Consider the following 15,765-nt stretch of genomic DNA (forward strand, 5'->3'; position numbering starts at 1 on the left):
GGATCAGGCCTTGCGAATAAACTCGGCCGCGTAGCTGCGTACTTCGCTGCCGTTGAGTACGTGAACCATCCGCAATTGCTGCACCTCTTGGTCGCTGAACGACGTCAAAGGGACATGAATCAATTGTTTCTTGAAGCGTCGGGCGAGCCGTCTCCACCCGGCCCCCGGAGGCAATCCGCTCATCAACGCGATTTGACGTCCGCGGGAATGCATGCACGCCGCAGCGATCAGACGTTCTTCGAGCGTTTCGGTGAAATTGAGACGCCGGTCCATCCAAATGTCAGGGATTGGAACCGGCGGGTAGAGGAACATGGCACCGCCATAAGTGCCGAGCCCGATCCCCGGTCCTACCATCTCTTTGGTGAAATCGCTGGCGTAGAACGCGAGCGTTGACTCCCACTGATGTTCAGCAAACCATGTCGTTCGCCATGGATAGTCGCGAGGATCCGCTGGTGAATCGAACAGCATCAAACACGCATCGAGTTTACCACGGCTTGGCGGAATGACGCGCACGTAGATCTGTTTCTCGTACCAGTGTCGCAGCGTATCGCGAATGTCGATTCCGTCCTTGACGCTGGTGGTGAACTTTTCCGTTCGCGCGAGGTCTTGGCCCATGATCGCCTGCGCTCGCTCGCAGACCCGGTTGCGAAGCATTTCGATGCGTTCGTCTTCCGGTGGATAACTGCACTGCGAATAGGGATTCCAACTGTATTCCCAACGTTCCCGTTCGTCTTTCGTCGGTCGACGCTGCAACGACAACGTGTGCCACGTCAAAGGCGGTCCCGGCAATCGGCTGACCAAGGAAACGATCTCGCCATCGGGCAATCTTCCCTGGTCAATTCCGAGTGTCACCGTGGGATCTTGGTCGTATTCCCAACTTTCGAATCCAGACGCGCCGTCGGCGTCGGAGGCAAACGGACTATGTTCTTCGTTTGACGCTCCACCATCCGGTATCGCCGTGTCAGTCAACTGTTCGTGGAAAGGGATTTGCGACGAGTCCGTGATCGGACCATTTTCGAGTGGATCGAGTTCCTTGGTAAACGCTGAGGGCTTCAGCGGATACCGGCTCGCTGTTTCCGCCACGTGCAGCGCGTATTGATCACCAAGAATTTGTTGGCACGCGGTGACGATCGTCACCATGTCTGGCGTCATGCGTCGATGCACGAGCGACAAGTTGCGGATGTACTTGAGGCACTTCGACAATAACAGCGGAGTGACTTTCCGGGCGCGGTTCTTAAACTCCTTCATGTAGCTTTGCTTAGCTGCGATCAAGAGTTCTTTGACGCCGTCGATCTGTAGGTTGGAATCCTCCTCGAGTTCACGACGGGCCCGTTCATACAACGCCGTGATAAACGGCAATTCACCGAACAAAAACAGCAACGTTTTGGGGTCGACCGAATACGTTTGGGGAACGGTAACATGATCGTGTTCGAAGGAATGAAGATCAGCGCCTTTGCCTTCCTTGAGCAGCCGGTGGGCTTCGCGAATCCAGGGCCAATCCAGAACACTCGTGACCAGCAACGTCTGATCGTACGTTTGGCTCAGTTCGACAAGCCGCGCCGCCATGTAGGCCATCCGCTCACGCGTTTGCTCGTCGCTTGGTCTGGGAATACTCGGCAACACCGCGGCGGCGAACTTCTCGCACTGAACTTGTCGGACCGCATACGGGTCTGGCATCACGGTAGAGAAGGGTTGAAACCGGTTGGTTTCTAGATCGATGAAAGCACGCGGGATGTGCTCTCCCATCGCCGCCCGGATCGCCATGATGACGCCTTGGCAGGGATCGATCGGAACATAACTCGCTGCGATCTCGTCGAGATCGTCGTCAAAATCATCCGCATCGGATTCGTCGTAACTGCCTTTGAAATCATGCTCGGCGTCGTAGGTGGAGTCAAACGACGGCGCCGGACGTTGAATCACGATCGATGGCTTGGGGAGTTCCAAAACCGCTTGTTCGACCGCTTCGCGGAATGATTCGGGCAATGACACCGCGACGCAATCAAAGCGATGTTCGAGCAAAAACCGACGGGTTAACCACGCAAACTGGCCGCTGCCGTGGATGATCGGGAGGATCGTCGTGTGATCATCGAGCCGCAAGAGCGGCGGGACGTCGGTTTGAGCCGGATTCATGACGTTAAGCTCGGTTCATCACTCGCAGATGCGATCACTTCGGTCGCGTCGCAACAGAGGTAACTTCGCGCGGCGGTTTCGATCGCCTCGATGTCCACACGTCGGTAAGCATCGAGTAGGTCATCGGTGGACAGATACTCTTGGCAGGACAGCCAATGACTTCCCAGTCCGAATAGACGCTGCGATGGACGTTCGGAGGACATGATCACGCCGGCAACGGTTCGGTTGATGACTTGGTCGAGTTCGTCCTGTTTGACGCCTTCGCGGACGACGAGATCGATCGCTTCGTTCATCAATCGGATGTTGGAATCCATTTCATCCGGGGTGCAAACCAGATACGAGAACAGGGCTCCGGTATCGGCGTACTCCTGGGCCCACAACGTGGCAATCTCGGCTCGTCCGGTGTCGATCAGGTCCCAAAACAGACGACTGCCACCGTCGTCACCAATGATCGACGCGAGCAAACGCGTCGCAAACCGGTCAGGGGAGGCCATGGAGGGACCGCCCGAGAGCGTGACCCGATAGGCTTGCGTGGCGTCTGGGATTTCCAACCGCGGGTTCAAATCAACTCCGGCGGGCAAAACGTCTTTGTTATCGGCGGCAAACGCAGACGGAACCGGAAGATCGCTCCACGTCGCGGTGGCTTCGCCAGCCTGTTCGACGAGGTCATCAAAGTTAACATTGCCCGACGCGGCGAGCACCATGTTTTCGGGACGATAACGGGCACTGAAGTAGTCTCGCATCGTGTCGACGTGCATGTTCTCAATCGACTGCGTGGTTCCAAGCACGCGACGACCGAGACCGCGAGGTCCGTAGCAACATTCCATCACGCGTTCAAACGCGCCAAACGGTGGTTGATCTTCGTACTTGGCGATCTCCTCGAGAATCACGCCCCGTTCGGTTTCGAACTCATCCGCATCGAGACGCGGACGCATCATGTCCGAGAGCAGATCGACCATGCGGCGTTGATACTTGGGCAGGACTGCGGCGTAATAAACCGTTTGCTCTTCGCTCGTGTACGCGTTGCTTTGTCCGCCGAGTTCATCGAGTTCGCGGTTGACGTCCGCGGCGCTGCGGGTCGCGGTGCCTTTGAACATCATGTGTTCGAGAAAGTGACTCAGGCCGGATTGGGCATCGTTTTCATCACGCGCTCCCGCCCGAACAAAGTAACCGATCGCGGCCGAGTAGCCTCGGTTATCGATATCTGCGACGACCTGCAATCCGTTTGGCAAGGTGACCGATCGAAACTCACTCATGATTGCTTCCCTCCACGTTGTTGGCTGAATCGTCAAACACGCTGCCACCGGCGAGCGGTTCGGGACCGATCGTCACGATCCGGAACGACTCCGGAGTATGAGATTGGAAATAGTCTTTGATCTGGTCGAGCGTGATCGATTCAATGATTTGTTCGAGTTCTTCGGTCGGCATGACGCGTCCGATCTGAAACATGTCCGAGGCGATCGATCCGGCCCGTGAATTCGCGGATTCCTGTTCCATGATCAGGCTGCTTTGGATGCGAACCTTCCACCGTTCGAGCTCGGATTCCTCCAGGTCATCACAGAGATGTTTGATTTCGTGGAGCGTCAAGTCGAGCGTTTGTTGGGCTCGTTGTGGCGTGGTGCCCGCGTATCCGAAAACGGCTCCTACCGCGGGGATCCGGTTGCCCTCGCGATCCGTGCTTGCCGGGACCGAATGCGTGTTTGCCCACACGCTGTAACACAGCCCGTGCTTCTCGCGAACGCGGTCGAACAAACGGCTGCTCATTCCGTCACTGAGAATACCAATCCCGGCACGCATCACAAAATATTCAGGGTGCCCGTATGGGATGTTGTCGTATGAGAAGCCGATGTGCGTTTGGCTGCTCGGCAACTCGATGTGTTCGTGTCCATCGATCGGGTCGGGAGTCGGCAGTCCGTCCCATGTTCCCGATTTCCAGTCGCCAAATGCGGCGTCGATCGCGTCGTTGATTTGCGATTCGTCGAAGTTACCCGCAATCGCCAAAATACTCTGACCGGCGTGATAGTGCTCGGTGTAGAAGTTGCGAACGTCTTCCATCGTCAGCGATTCCAGACTCAACGGGCTGGCCACACCACTGCGGCCGAGCGCCATGCCGTATTGCCGTTCCCGAAGTCGACGGATCAAACGCTGAGTCGGCTCGTCTTGGTTGGCGAGCATCTCCTGACGGAGCATCATTTTCGCGTCTTCGAACTGGTCGATCGGCAAGTGCGGTCGACGAACGAGATCGGCGAGCAAACCGATCGCGGGCGCGAGCGAGCCGGCGGGCATGGCCGCAGAGAAACCCGTGATGCTGGTCGATGACGACCCGTTGGAGTCGATGCCGAGGTTGTCTTCGGCAGCGACAAATTGACGGCTGCTGTACGGACCCGCACCCCGCTGAACCATTTCGACCGTCAGCGATGCCAATCCACAGCGAGACACCGGATCAACGTCGGACGACAAACCCATGATTTCCGCTGAAATGCCACCGGGCATCCACATCGTGTAGGACGCGGTACGCAACCATGGCATCGGTTGCCAAACCACGGTCATGCCGTTGGTGAGCCGGCGGGTTTGTACGGGCGGGGTCTCGATGGAAAGCATATGGACTGGCGGAACAGGGGGAGAGAGTGTGGGCTGGCCGACAACGAAGGGTGAATGCGCGGCCGTGGAGACTTGCGTCGAAAAAGGATTTCAACAATCGCGACCGGCGGCTGAGTTCTTTTACCGTCGCCATCGTACGGAGTCTTCGCATCATGCGATCACGAGTGAGGCGATCTCCAACTCGTGAGAATGAAACTGTCGGCGAGTTAGAGTCCGATCGACACGAGCTCGACGGTGCGAACGCGTCCGATCAATGTGTGACTGCTGACTTGGTCAACATAGATGTCGAGCAACTGACCCGCTTGTCGGCGGTTGCCGTCAAATACCACGATACGGTCGCAGTGGGTCCGTCCGGTCATTTGAACAACCGCCGCATCAGGGTCCGAAGTGTCGGCCTTCTTGCTCGGTCCTTCGACGAGTACTTCGACAGTCGATCCGATCAGTTTCTCGTTGTCCTCTTTCGAGATCGCGTCTTGGACGGCCAACAATTCATTGTTGCGGGCCGCCTTCACTTCGCGTGGCACGTCGTCGACGAGCCGTTCGGCTGCCTTCGTCCCGCCCCTGACGCTGTACTGGAAGATGAAACTGTTTTTGAAGCGACATCGCTCGATCAGTTTCACCGACTTCTGGAAGTCCTCGTCGGTTTCGCCACAGAAGCCGACGATAAAGTCGCTGCTAACGGCCGCTTCGGGAAGGATCGATTCGATTCGCTCGAACATCTCCATGTACTGGCCGATGGTGTAACCGCGTTTCATCCGCTTGAGCACTTCGTCGCTGCCGCTTTGCGCCGGAACGTGTAGGTAGGGCGAACACTTCGGCAGATCACGCACCGTCGTCAGCAGACGTTCGGTCATGTCCTTGGGATAGTTCGTCACAAACTTCAGCCGGCGGAGGCCTTCGATTTCGTGCAACTGTTCGAGCAACGACGCGAGGTCCGTGTCGCCGTCCTCGCTGCGGTGGCGATAGCTGTTGACGGTTTGGCCCAAGAGCGTGATCTCGAGACAGCCCTGATCGGCGAGCGTGCGAGCTTCGGCGATAATCTCGGCTGGTGATCGACCTTGTTCCGGGCCGCGGGTGTTGGGAACGACGCAGTACGTGCAGAACTTATCGCAGCCGATTTGGATGCGCAGGTAGGCTTGGAACGGCGTCGGCCGCATCGACGGATCACGCAGCGGGTCGAAGGTCTCGTGCGAACGAGCCACCACGGCTTGTTTGCCATCGGTCCGCGACAGAGAAACCGCCATTTGGCGTCCCTCACCGGAATCGATATTCGTGATCAATTGTGGCAACGCGTGCAGTTGGCCCGGACCGACGACCATGTCGACAAACGGGGCACGGCGGAAAATGACTTCTTGGTCTTTCTGGGCCATGCAGCCCAGCACGCCGATTTTCTTGTCGGGATGGCGTGCCTTCGTTTCACGCAGTTTGCCCAACGCACTGTAGGTTTTTTCCTCGGCCTGCTCGCGGATGCTGCATGTGTTGTAGAGCAATAGGTCGGCTTCGGCGGGAGTGTCGACGACGCGGTAGCCGTGACGTTTGAGGTCAGCGATGACCATTTCGCTGTCCAGAACGTTCATCTGACAGCCGACGGTTTTGATGTAAACGGTTTTGGTCATTTCGGAGAATCTTCAATATCCTGGGCGGGTTCGGGCGGCAGGTTGGCGTCCGTCGTCTTTTTAACGTGGCTGCGTAGCAATTCGGTCAATCGGTTCTGGCGACGCCCCATCGCTGCGAGAATGAAATACGCGGCCACGATGGCTCCAGCGACCCACAACCAATTGATGGATGAGAAGATGCCCTGAGCGAACAGGTTGTGGGCGAAAAGGGAAGGCTTCGGGAATCCGTTCATCGTCATAGAATAACCGGCCGGGAGGGGTTTCCGAAAGGCATCTCCCGACAAGTCGCCGATGCTGTTCGGGCGGAAAAAGCGTCTACCCCAGCAGGTGGAGTAACAATTCGCGGGTTTCGACTTGAATCCCCTTCGCATTGCTCTCCCGAGGACCGGCCACATTGAGCACCGTGGGGCGGATTTCAGCCAACCACGCGGCAATTTCCTCCGCACACTCGTCTCCATCGACGACTGACACGCTCAGCGACGGTTTGTTGGCCTTGCGGCAAATCCGCAACGTGAGCTTCGTGCCGCCCGTGATTTTGCCCCGATAGAGCAACAGCGTCGCGTCCGAATCGATCACGTTTTGTTCCGTTCGGTCCGGATAATAACGCGATTCCAGCTCGTCGAGCTGGTATTTCGAGGGCACCCGACCGTCCTCCGCCAATCGGCCCGCCGGGCACCAGCCACCGTGAGCGATCCCGAGCATGATCGCCGCATCGAGGGCGCCCCGGTCGACTCCCGTCTGGCCGCCCGACACAATTTTTTCGGGAACAAATCGCTCGGGCGGTGGGTGAATGCCGGCAAACAGATCGGGTGATTGCATGGTCGCAATATAACTTCCCGCCGACGCGTGGGGAATCGCGAGCGGCCAGCCACCAGCCTCTTTGCCTGCGTGCAACCGAATGGGCGAAAGCGACTTTGACGAAGAGGCAGTCTGCATTGATATTTCGACGCGAAACTCGCTGCGACCCGTTGTCTCCCAGCTTGACGCGGGCACGCGGGCACATGAAAACCATGACCCATGGAAACCTGCAAAAACATTCTCGGAATCGTTGGCTTGGTCGGTGCATTGCTGGCCTGCACACACGCGAGTTCGTCCGCAGCCGACGGCTCTCGACGATTTGCCCACTCGGACAGCGACAAGCGGTATCTCCACCACATCGATCTATACGATCTCAACAACCGCAAGATCACGCCGGATTCCGATCAACCGTATTCGCCGAAGAACACGTGTGGCCGCTGCCACGATTTTGAGACGATCTCGCACGGTTGGCACTTCAACGCCTTTCGCAGCCACACACTTCGCGCAAACGCCGAGGATTCTGCAACCGCCAAATCCGATGATGATTTGGAACACGCGCACAACGAAACGGTTTTCGATGGACGCCCTGGTGAGCCGTGGATTTGGACGGATGAGCGAACCGGCACGCAACTTCCGCTGAGCTATCGCGTCTGGCCTGGCCGATTCAACCCAGAGTCGGTTGGGATCTCCGAATTGGAAATGGTTCGCCAGTTCGGCGGGCGACTGCCCGGTGGCGGAGCCGGTTCACGCGACGAACGCCCCCAGGCTGCCGAGCCGAGCGACGACGCGGCGCCGTCACGGTGGGAATTGACCGGTGATCTCGAAGTCGATTGCATGATCTGCCACGCCGTGTCAGGAGCCTACGATTTCGAATTGCGACGCGATACGATCGGTTCCGAAAACTTTGCGTGGGCACCCACAGCCGCCCTGCGATTGGGTGAAATTGAAGGTGCGATCGCGAGATTGAAAGAGGGCACGGATCCTGACGATCCGAAGATCCAATCGAAGCTCCCCAAAGTCAAATACGACGCCACGCGTTTCGGACCCGACGGCACGGTCTTCATGGACCTTGTCCGTCACGTCGAAAACAATGCCTGTTACCAATGTCATAGTCAACGAACCGTGACCGATGGTGTCGGTATCGACGAGCATTTTGTTCACGACACGGACGTTCACTTGCGTGCCGGAATGAAATGCACCGATTGTCACCGCAATGGAATCGATCATCAAATCGTTCGTGGATTCGAAGGTGAACCGCACTCCGAATCATTCGCTTCGATGACGACATTGAACTGCGTCGGCTGTCACTTGGGGACGGATTTCTATCTCGACGAAGAGGAAGCCGAACGGTCGGTAACGCAGCGTGAGATCACGAACCGGCCGGGACGGATGGGTGCACCGATGCCGATGCACGAAGGTCTTCCGCCGCTTCACTTTGAAAAACTGACTTGCACGGCTTGCCACAGCGGCCCGGTGCCGACGACGGCTGCCAAAGGTTTGATGACGTCGCTGTCGCATGGCTTGGGTGACAAAGCTCACCGAACGGGCAGCGAATTGCCATCAATCCGTGGGCCGCTGTTCATTCCCGATCAACCCATGTCCAACGCACACTCGGACGTCGGCGATTCTGATTTGGGCGAAACACACGCGTCGCGAGTCACGGTGGCTCGCGGAATGTGGCCTGCGTATTGGGGTGAGATTCGAGACGGCAAGGTCATACCGCTGTCGCCCGAGAAAGTTTACGCGGCGACTCGACGGACTCTGCGGGTGCGGCGTGGATTCATCGAAGAAATCAGCAAGCCGAAACTCTCGTCCAAACAACTCGTCGAGGCTCTCGGCGATGACCGCGCAAAAATAGATGCCAGCGAGTACACACCCGAGGAAACCGCGAAGGTCGATGCGATGCAGTTTGAGGCGGGCAGTGCGTTGTTTAACGAGCGAGTCTCAGCTTCGCTCGAAGCGATCGAAAAGGAGCTCGGTATCGAGCAAGCGGTTTACGTTTCAACGGGAGCGGTCTACGCCCGAGCGGAACCCAAAGCTGCTGAAGAAAATGCCGAAGACGCTGCGACAACCGATGACGAGGATGCCGCCGATCCGGCGAATTTGCTGCGTGAGATTTCTGTCGACAATCCGGATGCGGTCTCAATGGTTTCCTGGCCGATGGCACACAATGTACGGCCGGCCGGTTGGTCGCTCGGTGCGACTGGGTGTTTGGAGTGTCACGCCAACGACGGTTTGATCTTTGCATCTACGGTGACTCCTCAGGGGCCGGCGCCGAAGGCGGGCGAGGCGGCGTCGATGGCCAGTCTGCAGGGGCTTGCCGAGGGGGACCGACAGGTTTGGAACCAAATGTTTGGGGGACGGAAGTTGTACAAGGCACTCGTTGCCGTTTCGCTCGCGGTGCTCGCATTACTGATGCTCGCCGGATTTGCCACGGCCGTCGGTCGGTCCGGAAACGGTTCGTCGGGTTCGGAATCACCATCAGGGAGGGCCGCGTGATGTTCATTCTCGTTCGCCGAATCTGTCTCGCCGTTGTACTGGTCGCCATCGTTGTCCTAGTCGGCACCTCATTGCCGACTTGGTGGGGCGGTCACTTCGGCGGCTATCGTCTGCTCGCACACATGACCGCCAGTGGGATGGTGGTGGTGGGATTGCCGCTGTATGCCGTTCTCCGGTGGACGGATTGGTTGTCCGCGCCGCTGCCCTCGCGTGCTTCCACGTGGACGTTTTGGGCGTTAGTGTTCACCGGATTCTTGACGATTGCGAGCATGTTTGCTTGCATGCTGCCGTCTACCACGACGCCATGGATGGTGACGCTGATCGATTTCCACGGTTGGATCGGGGCAACGATGGCGGTCGCCGCGATCGCTCACCTGATCACTTGCCGACGCGTGGCTGCCGCGTAAGTTCATACCGGCGATTTCGCTCGGCTCATCTTTTCCGCGTCTTGACGGATGCCCTTGACCATCGTCGGAAAGACGAAAAAGTGCAGCGGCCAGACGGAATACCAATACGCGAGCCCTAGCAATCCGCGTGGGCGAAAGCGTGCCGTTTGCACGAGATGGGAACTGTCATCTCCTCGGGGCCCGACGCGAAATTCAAGCTCGGCTTCACCGGGTAAACGCATTTCAGCCCGCAGACGCAACCATCGGCCGCGTTCGTATCCGCTCACCCGCCAAAAGTCGACCACTTCGCCGTACGAAAGTGTCTCCGGGTGTCGCCGACCCCGACGAAGTCCTGGGCCGCCGATGCACTTGTCCAATACACCACGCATCCACCACAACCAATCCGCACCCCAATACCCATAACTGCCTCCGATCCGCGACAAAGCGGCGAAGGTTTCGTCTGTGCTAGCCCGAATGTCGGCCGATCGAACGTCGTCAAAGACAGTCCCGCCCGACCACTGAGGATCGCCCGGCATTTCCCCCGCCATCGACCACCGCGTTTCGATGTCGCCGTCCTCTAACTTGCCAACCGCCGCGTCGATCGCTTCTCGCACGTCGAAAAGCGGTCCGGGCATTAAGTTCTGAGCGTCATCGTTTCGACAGACAGTCCGGTTTCGAAGTCCTTCGGCGAGCGGCCTTGCGATCCGAGCATTCACCGGCGTGACGAGAGAAATCCAAGCCGAACTTAACCGTGGCGTCAGCACCGGAACCGGCAAAATGATTCGGCGTCGCAACCCCAAGGATTTAGCCATGATCTGCATCAGTTCTTGGTACGAATAGATGTCCAGCCCGCCGATGTCGATCGTACGCCCGGCCGTCTCGGGCACGTCGACGCATTCGACTAGGTATCGCAGCACGTCGCGAATCGCGATCGGTTGGGTTTCCATCTTCACCCACTTCGGCGTCACCATGATCGGTAATCGCTCGACCAAATAACGCAGGATTTCAAACGAGGCCGAACCGGAGCCGATAATCATCGCGGCACGAAAAACTGTCGTGGCACACTCACTCGTGCGAAGAATGTCGGCCACCTCGCCACGGCTGCGAAGATGCAAACTCAGATTGGGGCCGAGTTCGCCGAGCCCTCCGAGATACATGATTCGTTTGCAAGTCGACCCTTTCAGCGCTTCGACAAATGTCGTTGCCAATTCGCGGTCTCGTTTCGCGTAGTCTCCGCCCGCGCTAATCATTGCGTGGACGAGATAGTAGGCCGCATCAGTACCTTCCACCGCCACCCGCACACGCTCGCGATCATCAAGGTTCCCTTGGACAATCTCCAATCGCTCGTGATCACACCAAGGAAACGCACGCAGTTTCTCGGGGCTGCGAACCAGGCAACGGACCACATACCCCTTTTCCAGAAGTTTCGGAACTAGGCGACCACCCACGTAACCGGTAGCGCCGCAAACGAGGATGTGTTTAGTAGGTTCGTGCGACAAGTTCATTCCAAACGAGAAAGGCATCGAGGACCAACACGGCATTGTCCATGCATGGCAACAATAAGGGCCGCGCCGACGCACCCCACGCCCAGTCGAACACGCTGAATCAATCTGCTAAACGGCTTTGCTGGTTGGCAACTTGGATGCCAACAGGCCACGAATGCGGTCCGCATCGTCGGAACGTTTCAGCGTCGTGTCGGGAATCCAGTGAATAATTTGCGGGCCTCGATAAAGTAAAACGCCATCACGAAAAAACACCGCTCTCGTGAACGCAGACCACTTCACTAACGCTTCTTCGATCTCCGATATCGCTCGAAGACCTTCATCAGAGAGTTCCACACTTTGTTCGGTATCGCAGATTGGGGTTTTTCGAAAGCGATATTTCGTCAACCGTTCGTCAAGCGAGCGGATGGATGCTAACACCACCGCAGCCACCAAGAACATGCACGCGCTGATGTAGTTCGCCTGATACAACTCGGAAGCGGCCACGACAAGAAACAAGATGACCATCGGTGTTCGCAAGCGACGCATTCGACGATGAAGCACGTTTTGCGACCGAAAACGAGCGAGAGTGTCGACCAAGTGCTGAGGTGTGAATACGAATCGCGACACAACCGGCTCACCCGTCGTTTCAACGGCAGCGTTCATGGCTGGCGATTTCAAACGTGGCGGCTCATACGGGTTCGTATCTTCTATCGTCGGCATTGACTCACGCTCGCAATCGCATTGATGCCAAGATCGTCTGCAGTGAAAATCCAGTAGCCTCACGCGAGGCCACTCTGGTGGGTGACGCAGTCCTCTTTCAGTCTACCGCTGCGCACGCCGGCATGCTTGCCTTTCGTTGTATTGGCGTGCGATTTCGAAGCCGAGATCCTGTATCTCGCATTTGGTTCGAGTTGCACTCACACATCAATCTGTTCCGGGGCCCGCCACGGATGCGCATTTAAGCGAGTATGAGGGGGCGAAAAGCGACATGAGTCTACCAGCCCCAATCGATCAATGCGAGCAAGTAGACCTCCCGATTGCTGGGGGGAGTCCATGTCGATCCGCTGGATGCGGGTGCGAAAGTTGAAGCCTTCACAGATCCACTCGTTATGATGGAGGGCTTTCCGTGTTCCAACTCCGTTCCCGTGAAACCCTCTCGTCCATTATTGGGAAGTGCATTTGATGATCGTTAGAGTGTTCTTGCCCGCCTTCGCGTTGTTCTCGCTGCTAGTCGGCAGTTTATCGGTGGTAGCGCAAGAGAGCGTGCCTGGCGAGTACCGACATTGGACGACAAGCGACGGTACCCGCAGTACCGTTCGTTTAAAACTGGTCGACGAACGAGACGGTCACGTGCAGCTCCAGCGCGAAGACAACTCAAAACTCGTTGTGATGCCCCTGACACGTTTATCCGTGGCAGATCGTCGATATCTAAGCGAGCGAAACGCTGCTTCGCCCACCCCCACGGCGACCAGCGATTGGCCACAATGGCGAGGTCCAAATCGAGACGGCAAGAGCCCGGCGACGGGATTGCCGACGCAGTGGGACGCCGAAGGACCACGGTTGATTTGGACCATTTCCGGATTGGGGGAAGGATATTCCACGCCCGCGGTCGTCGGGGACACGGTTTACGTTTTGGGGACTCGCGCCAACGAGGAATACATTTTTGCAAGGAATTTCGATGACGGAAATGGGATCTGGGAATCTAGGGTCGGTACGAAATCAGGCGGTGGAGGATTCCCGGGACCAAAGGGGACACCCGCTGTCGAAGATGGACGCATCTATGCGATCGGAAGTGACGGTACGCTGGTTTGTGTGAATCAACGTGACGGCTCACCGGTTTGGAAGAAAAGTTTTAAACGAGACTTTGGCGGTGAACACGGACATTGGGAGTATGCAGAGTCGCCACTTATCGATGGTGACAAAGTGATTTGCACCCCCGGTGGTAATTCTGGCTGCGTCGTTGCGCTGCGAAAGGACAACGGTGCGCCGATTTGGAGTTCTCCAGTCGGTCGAGTGATGGGCGGTGACTTCGCTCGCGCCGGATACGCATCGACGATCGTCGCGACGATTGCTGGCACGAAGCAATACATCGCGTTCTTGCACGGTGGTGTTGTTGGTGTTGACGCCGCGCGAGGAACGCCACTTTGGCATTATGATGCGCCCGCGAACGGCACTGCCAATTGCTCCACTCCAGTCGTTGAAGGTGACAGCGTTTTTGCCGCTAGCGCGTACGGAACAGGCGGCGGTAAAGCACGTGTCGCGAAACGTGGTAGTAGTTGGAACGTCAGCGAAGAGTTTTTCGTGAAGAAAATGGAGAGTCATCACGGTGGTTTCGTGTTGCACGAAGGTTATATCTACGGAACCAACAATAGCGTCTTGATGTGTCTGGACTGGGACACCGGAGCGGTCAAATGGCAAGATCGCTGCGTCGGAAAAGGTTCGATCACCTATGCCGACGGGCACTTGTATGTTCGAGGCGAACGTGGTGAGGTCGCTTTGGTCGAGGCCACGCCAAGCGGCTATCGTGAAAAAGGACGCTTCACCCAGCCTTACCGCAGTGACAAGAACGCATGGGCTCATCCGGTCATCGCCGGCAACCGTCTCTACCTCCACGACCATGACCGGTTGCTGTGTTATGAACTCAAATAGATGCGGGATTCGCAGTTGGTAAAGTCGAGTGGAGCGGATTAGGATCGTCCATCTGTTGAACCGGCTCGCTTGAATCCATTGAACTGAATCAGCGACCGACAATACAACGAGGCTCCTGGAACAGAGTTACACATGCGCTATCATTTTTCCCTTCCTGCCGTTCTGTCGTTGGCTGCGATCGCATGCCTCGGGTGCCAGCCGCAGAGCGAACGCAATTCAGCGATTGCATTTGCCAACGGGCCAGAGCCCACAACGCCAATCGTCCCGAACCCTGAAGTTGCTGAACTCGGGGCCGTGAAGCCGTTGAGGAGTGAGCCGTTCCCGGTCGATTCATCGTCTGTCGAACCGACCTCGGCGGCTTTTGACTCGTCTGAGACGCGGTTTGACACGGGGAGTGCGGCGGAGGACGCTACGGTTCCTCCCGACATGCGACAAACGCATGAAGATCTCGACGCGACGCTGTGGATGCAAACTTCGGCTGAGTATGTCGCGTCCTGTCGGCAAGCGTTTCGTACCGCCGAAGAGCAACTGCTGACTGCGATCAATGTTCCCTCTTGGTCCGCCGATCTCATCCAGCAATCTGAACTCGCCGGACACCCGCCCGAAGCGACTCCGTTGCCAACGGCCGTGATTCTCGATATCGATGAAACGGTGCTCAACAATTCGCCCTATCAAGCACGTTTGATTCAACAGGACGGCGGCTTTCAGCTCAATTCATGGCACGAATGGGTCGAAGAGGCGGCGGCGGAAGCCGTGCCGGGGGCCCTCGAGTTTTTAGAGGCTGCCGAAGATGCAGGCGTGACGGTGTTTTTTGTCACGAACCGACAGAACTCGGTTGAGAACGCAACGCGTCGGAATCTCGAATCGCTTGGGCTGAGCAAGAGGGACGCACCTGATCGAATCCTCAGCAAGCAGGAGCGAGACGAGTGGACGTCGGACAAGTCGTCACGTCGCGCTCACATCGCGAAACGTTATCGCATTTTGCTTTTGATCGGCGACGATCTGAACGATTTTGTTTCGATCGGAAACAAACCGACCGCACAAGCCCGTCGCGAGCTAGCGGTCGAGCATGCGGATTTGTGGGGCGTCAAATGGATCCAATTGCCGAACGCCAGCTACGGCGGGTGGGAGCGTTCGCTCTACGACTGGAACGATGCTGCCGAAGATGCTCTGAAGTTACGTAAAAAGTACGAAGCACTGAGCGACGGACGGTCGGAATAGACTTGGTCCCAACCATCTGAGCAGGTAGTCAGGAATCGTTCGCGATTGGTTAGTCACGGTCGGGAGTCCGTGTATCCAGAAAAACAAACTGATGCGAGACGCTTGGGGCACCGGTTGATTAAGTGCTCTTCTTAGCGGAACGGCGCAAGCGGGCTGTTGTTTTAGTGAGCCGACGGCGCTAGCCGCGGGCCTAACGGCTAGAACGTGCCCGTTGGAGGCCCGCAGCTAGCGCTTAGGTTTAGTCGCATTTTCTTGGCTAGTGTCCGACAAGTCAGTAAAAAGATTTTTGGTTGGGCATGTTAAGCAAGGAAGAGTTTAAGCTGCGAGCTGTGTAAGTTGGATTGGTTGTGGGTATTTGTAGGGGCAATCACGCCTTGGTTT

General features: G+C 57.2%; 12 protein-coding genes. 4 read left to right on the plus strand and 8 right to left on the minus strand.

The features are described 5' to 3' along the window. Window positions 1-3: 3 nt before the first annotated feature. The 6 genes from NB063_RS06000 to NB063_RS06025 all read right to left on the minus strand — a co-directional run bounded on the left by NB063_RS06000 (window position 4) and on the right by NB063_RS06025 (window position 7,283). Window positions 4-2,130: a hypothetical protein gene (locus tag NB063_RS06000; RefSeq protein WP_250927847.1), complete on the minus strand. Its 2,127-nt coding sequence runs from the start codon at window positions 2,128-2,130 to the stop codon at window positions 4-6. Then, entirely contained in the window at window positions 2,127-3,386 is a 1,260-nt protein-coding gene (locus tag NB063_RS06005) for a M16 family metallopeptidase (protein WP_250927848.1), read from the minus strand. The genes NB063_RS06000 and NB063_RS06005 overlap by 4 nt, the downstream gene beginning before the upstream one ends. After that, window positions 3,379-4,731: a M16 family metallopeptidase gene (locus NB063_RS06010; protein WP_250927849.1), complete on the minus strand. Its 1,353-nt coding sequence runs from the start codon at window positions 4,729-4,731 to the stop codon at window positions 3,379-3,381. Before NB063_RS06010 ends, NB063_RS06005 begins: the two co-directional genes overlap by 8 nt. A 206-nt stretch (window positions 4,732-4,937) precedes the next feature. Further along, on the minus strand, window positions 4,938-6,347 hold the full coding sequence (miaB, locus tag NB063_RS06015; protein ID WP_250927850.1) for a tRNA (N6-isopentenyl adenosine(37)-C2)-methylthiotransferase MiaB: 1,410 nt from the start codon (window positions 6,345-6,347) through the stop codon (window positions 4,938-4,940). Continuing rightward, entirely contained in the window at window positions 6,344-6,580 is a 237-nt protein-coding gene (locus NB063_RS06020; protein ID WP_250927851.1) for a hypothetical protein, read from the minus strand. The genes miaB and NB063_RS06020 overlap by 4 nt, the downstream gene beginning before the upstream one ends. Before the next feature lie 82 nt (window positions 6,581-6,662). Further along, the gene (locus tag NB063_RS06025; RefSeq protein WP_250927852.1) at window positions 6,663-7,283 is read right to left on the minus strand and encodes a putative molybdenum carrier protein; all 621 of its coding nucleotides are present in this window, start codon (window positions 7,281-7,283) and stop codon (window positions 6,663-6,665) included. Between the two features lie 81 nt (window positions 7,284-7,364). On the opposite strand from NB063_RS06025, the gene NB063_RS06030 reads away from it, so the two are divergent. Both NB063_RS06030 and NB063_RS06035 read left to right on the plus strand, forming a co-directional pair. Then, window positions 7,365-9,644 (plus strand): hypothetical protein, encoded by a 2,280-nt coding sequence (locus tag NB063_RS06030; protein ID WP_250927853.1) that lies wholly within the window; start codon window positions 7,365-7,367, stop codon window positions 9,642-9,644. Then, the gene (locus NB063_RS06035) at window positions 9,644-10,051 is read left to right on the plus strand and encodes a hypothetical protein (RefSeq protein ID WP_250927860.1); all 408 of its coding nucleotides are present in this window, start codon (window positions 9,644-9,646) and stop codon (window positions 10,049-10,051) included. The genes NB063_RS06030 and NB063_RS06035 overlap by 1 nt, the downstream gene beginning before the upstream one ends. Window positions 10,052-10,053: 2 nt before the next feature. Here NB063_RS06035 and NB063_RS06040 read toward each other — a convergent pair whose 3' ends face one another. Continuing rightward, a complete protein-coding gene (locus NB063_RS06040; RefSeq protein WP_407652555.1) occupies window positions 10,054-11,535 on the minus strand; it encodes an SDR family oxidoreductase in 1,482 nt (493 codons plus the stop codon). 108 nt (window positions 11,536-11,643) lie between these two features. Further along, window positions 11,644-12,177: a YcxB family protein gene (locus NB063_RS06045; RefSeq protein WP_250927855.1), complete on the minus strand. Its 534-nt coding sequence runs from the start codon at window positions 12,175-12,177 to the stop codon at window positions 11,644-11,646. A gap of 519 nt (window positions 12,178-12,696) precedes the next feature. Between NB063_RS06045 and NB063_RS06050 the strand changes: the two genes are divergently transcribed. Further along, window positions 12,697-14,163, plus strand: coding sequence for a PQQ-like beta-propeller repeat protein (locus tag NB063_RS06050; protein WP_250927856.1), 1,467 nt, complete (start codon window positions 12,697-12,699; stop codon window positions 14,161-14,163). 132 nt (window positions 14,164-14,295) lie between these two features. Further along, entirely contained in the window at window positions 14,296-15,384 is a 1,089-nt protein-coding gene (locus NB063_RS06055; protein WP_250927857.1) for a 5'-nucleotidase, lipoprotein e(P4) family, read from the plus strand. The last annotated feature ends 381 nt before the right edge of the window (window positions 15,385-15,765 follow it).

The sequence above is a fragment of the Aporhodopirellula aestuarii genome (genome assembly GCF_023701485.1).
In the GTDB taxonomy this organism is placed as follows: domain Bacteria; phylum Planctomycetota; class Planctomycetia; order Pirellulales; family Pirellulaceae; genus Rhodopirellula; species Rhodopirellula aestuarii.

Bases quoted from the DNA above. Each gene is read 5' to 3' on its own strand.
- NB063_RS06050 (WP_250927856.1), top strand. From the start codon at position 12,697: ATGATCGTTAGAGTGTTCTTGCCCGCCTTCGCGTTGTTCTCGCTGCTA.
- miaB (WP_250927850.1), bottom strand. From the start codon at position 6,347: ATGACCAAAACCGTTTACATCAAAACCGTCGGCTGTCAGATGAACGTT.
- NB063_RS06010 (WP_250927849.1), bottom strand. From the start codon at position 4,731: ATGCTTTCCATCGAGACCCCGCCCGTACAAACCCGCCGGCTCACCAAC.
- NB063_RS06055 (WP_250927857.1), top strand. From the start codon at position 14,296: ATGCGCTATCATTTTTCCCTTCCTGCCGTTCTGTCGTTGGCTGCGATC.
- NB063_RS06040 (WP_407652555.1), bottom strand. From the start codon at position 11,535: ATGAACTTGTCGCACGAACCTACTAAACACATCCTCGTTTGCGGCGCT.
- NB063_RS06030 (WP_250927853.1), top strand. From the start codon at position 7,365: ATGGAAACCTGCAAAAACATTCTCGGAATCGTTGGCTTGGTCGGTGCA.
- NB063_RS06045 (WP_250927855.1), bottom strand. From the start codon at position 12,177: ATGAACGCTGCCGTTGAAACGACGGGTGAGCCGGTTGTGTCGCGATTC.
- NB063_RS06035 (WP_250927860.1), top strand. From the start codon at position 9,644: ATGTTCATTCTCGTTCGCCGAATCTGTCTCGCCGTTGTACTGGTCGCC.
- NB063_RS06025 (WP_250927852.1), bottom strand. From the start codon at position 7,283: ATGCAGACTGCCTCTTCGTCAAAGTCGCTTTCGCCCATTCGGTTGCAC.
- NB063_RS06005 (WP_250927848.1), bottom strand. From the start codon at position 3,386: ATGAGTGAGTTTCGATCGGTCACCTTGCCAAACGGATTGCAGGTCGTC.
- NB063_RS06000 (WP_250927847.1), bottom strand. From the start codon at position 2,130: ATGAATCCGGCTCAAACCGACGTCCCGCCGCTCTTGCGGCTCGATGAT.
- NB063_RS06020 (WP_250927851.1), bottom strand. From the start codon at position 6,580: ATGAACGGATTCCCGAAGCCTTCCCTTTTCGCCCACAACCTGTTCGCT.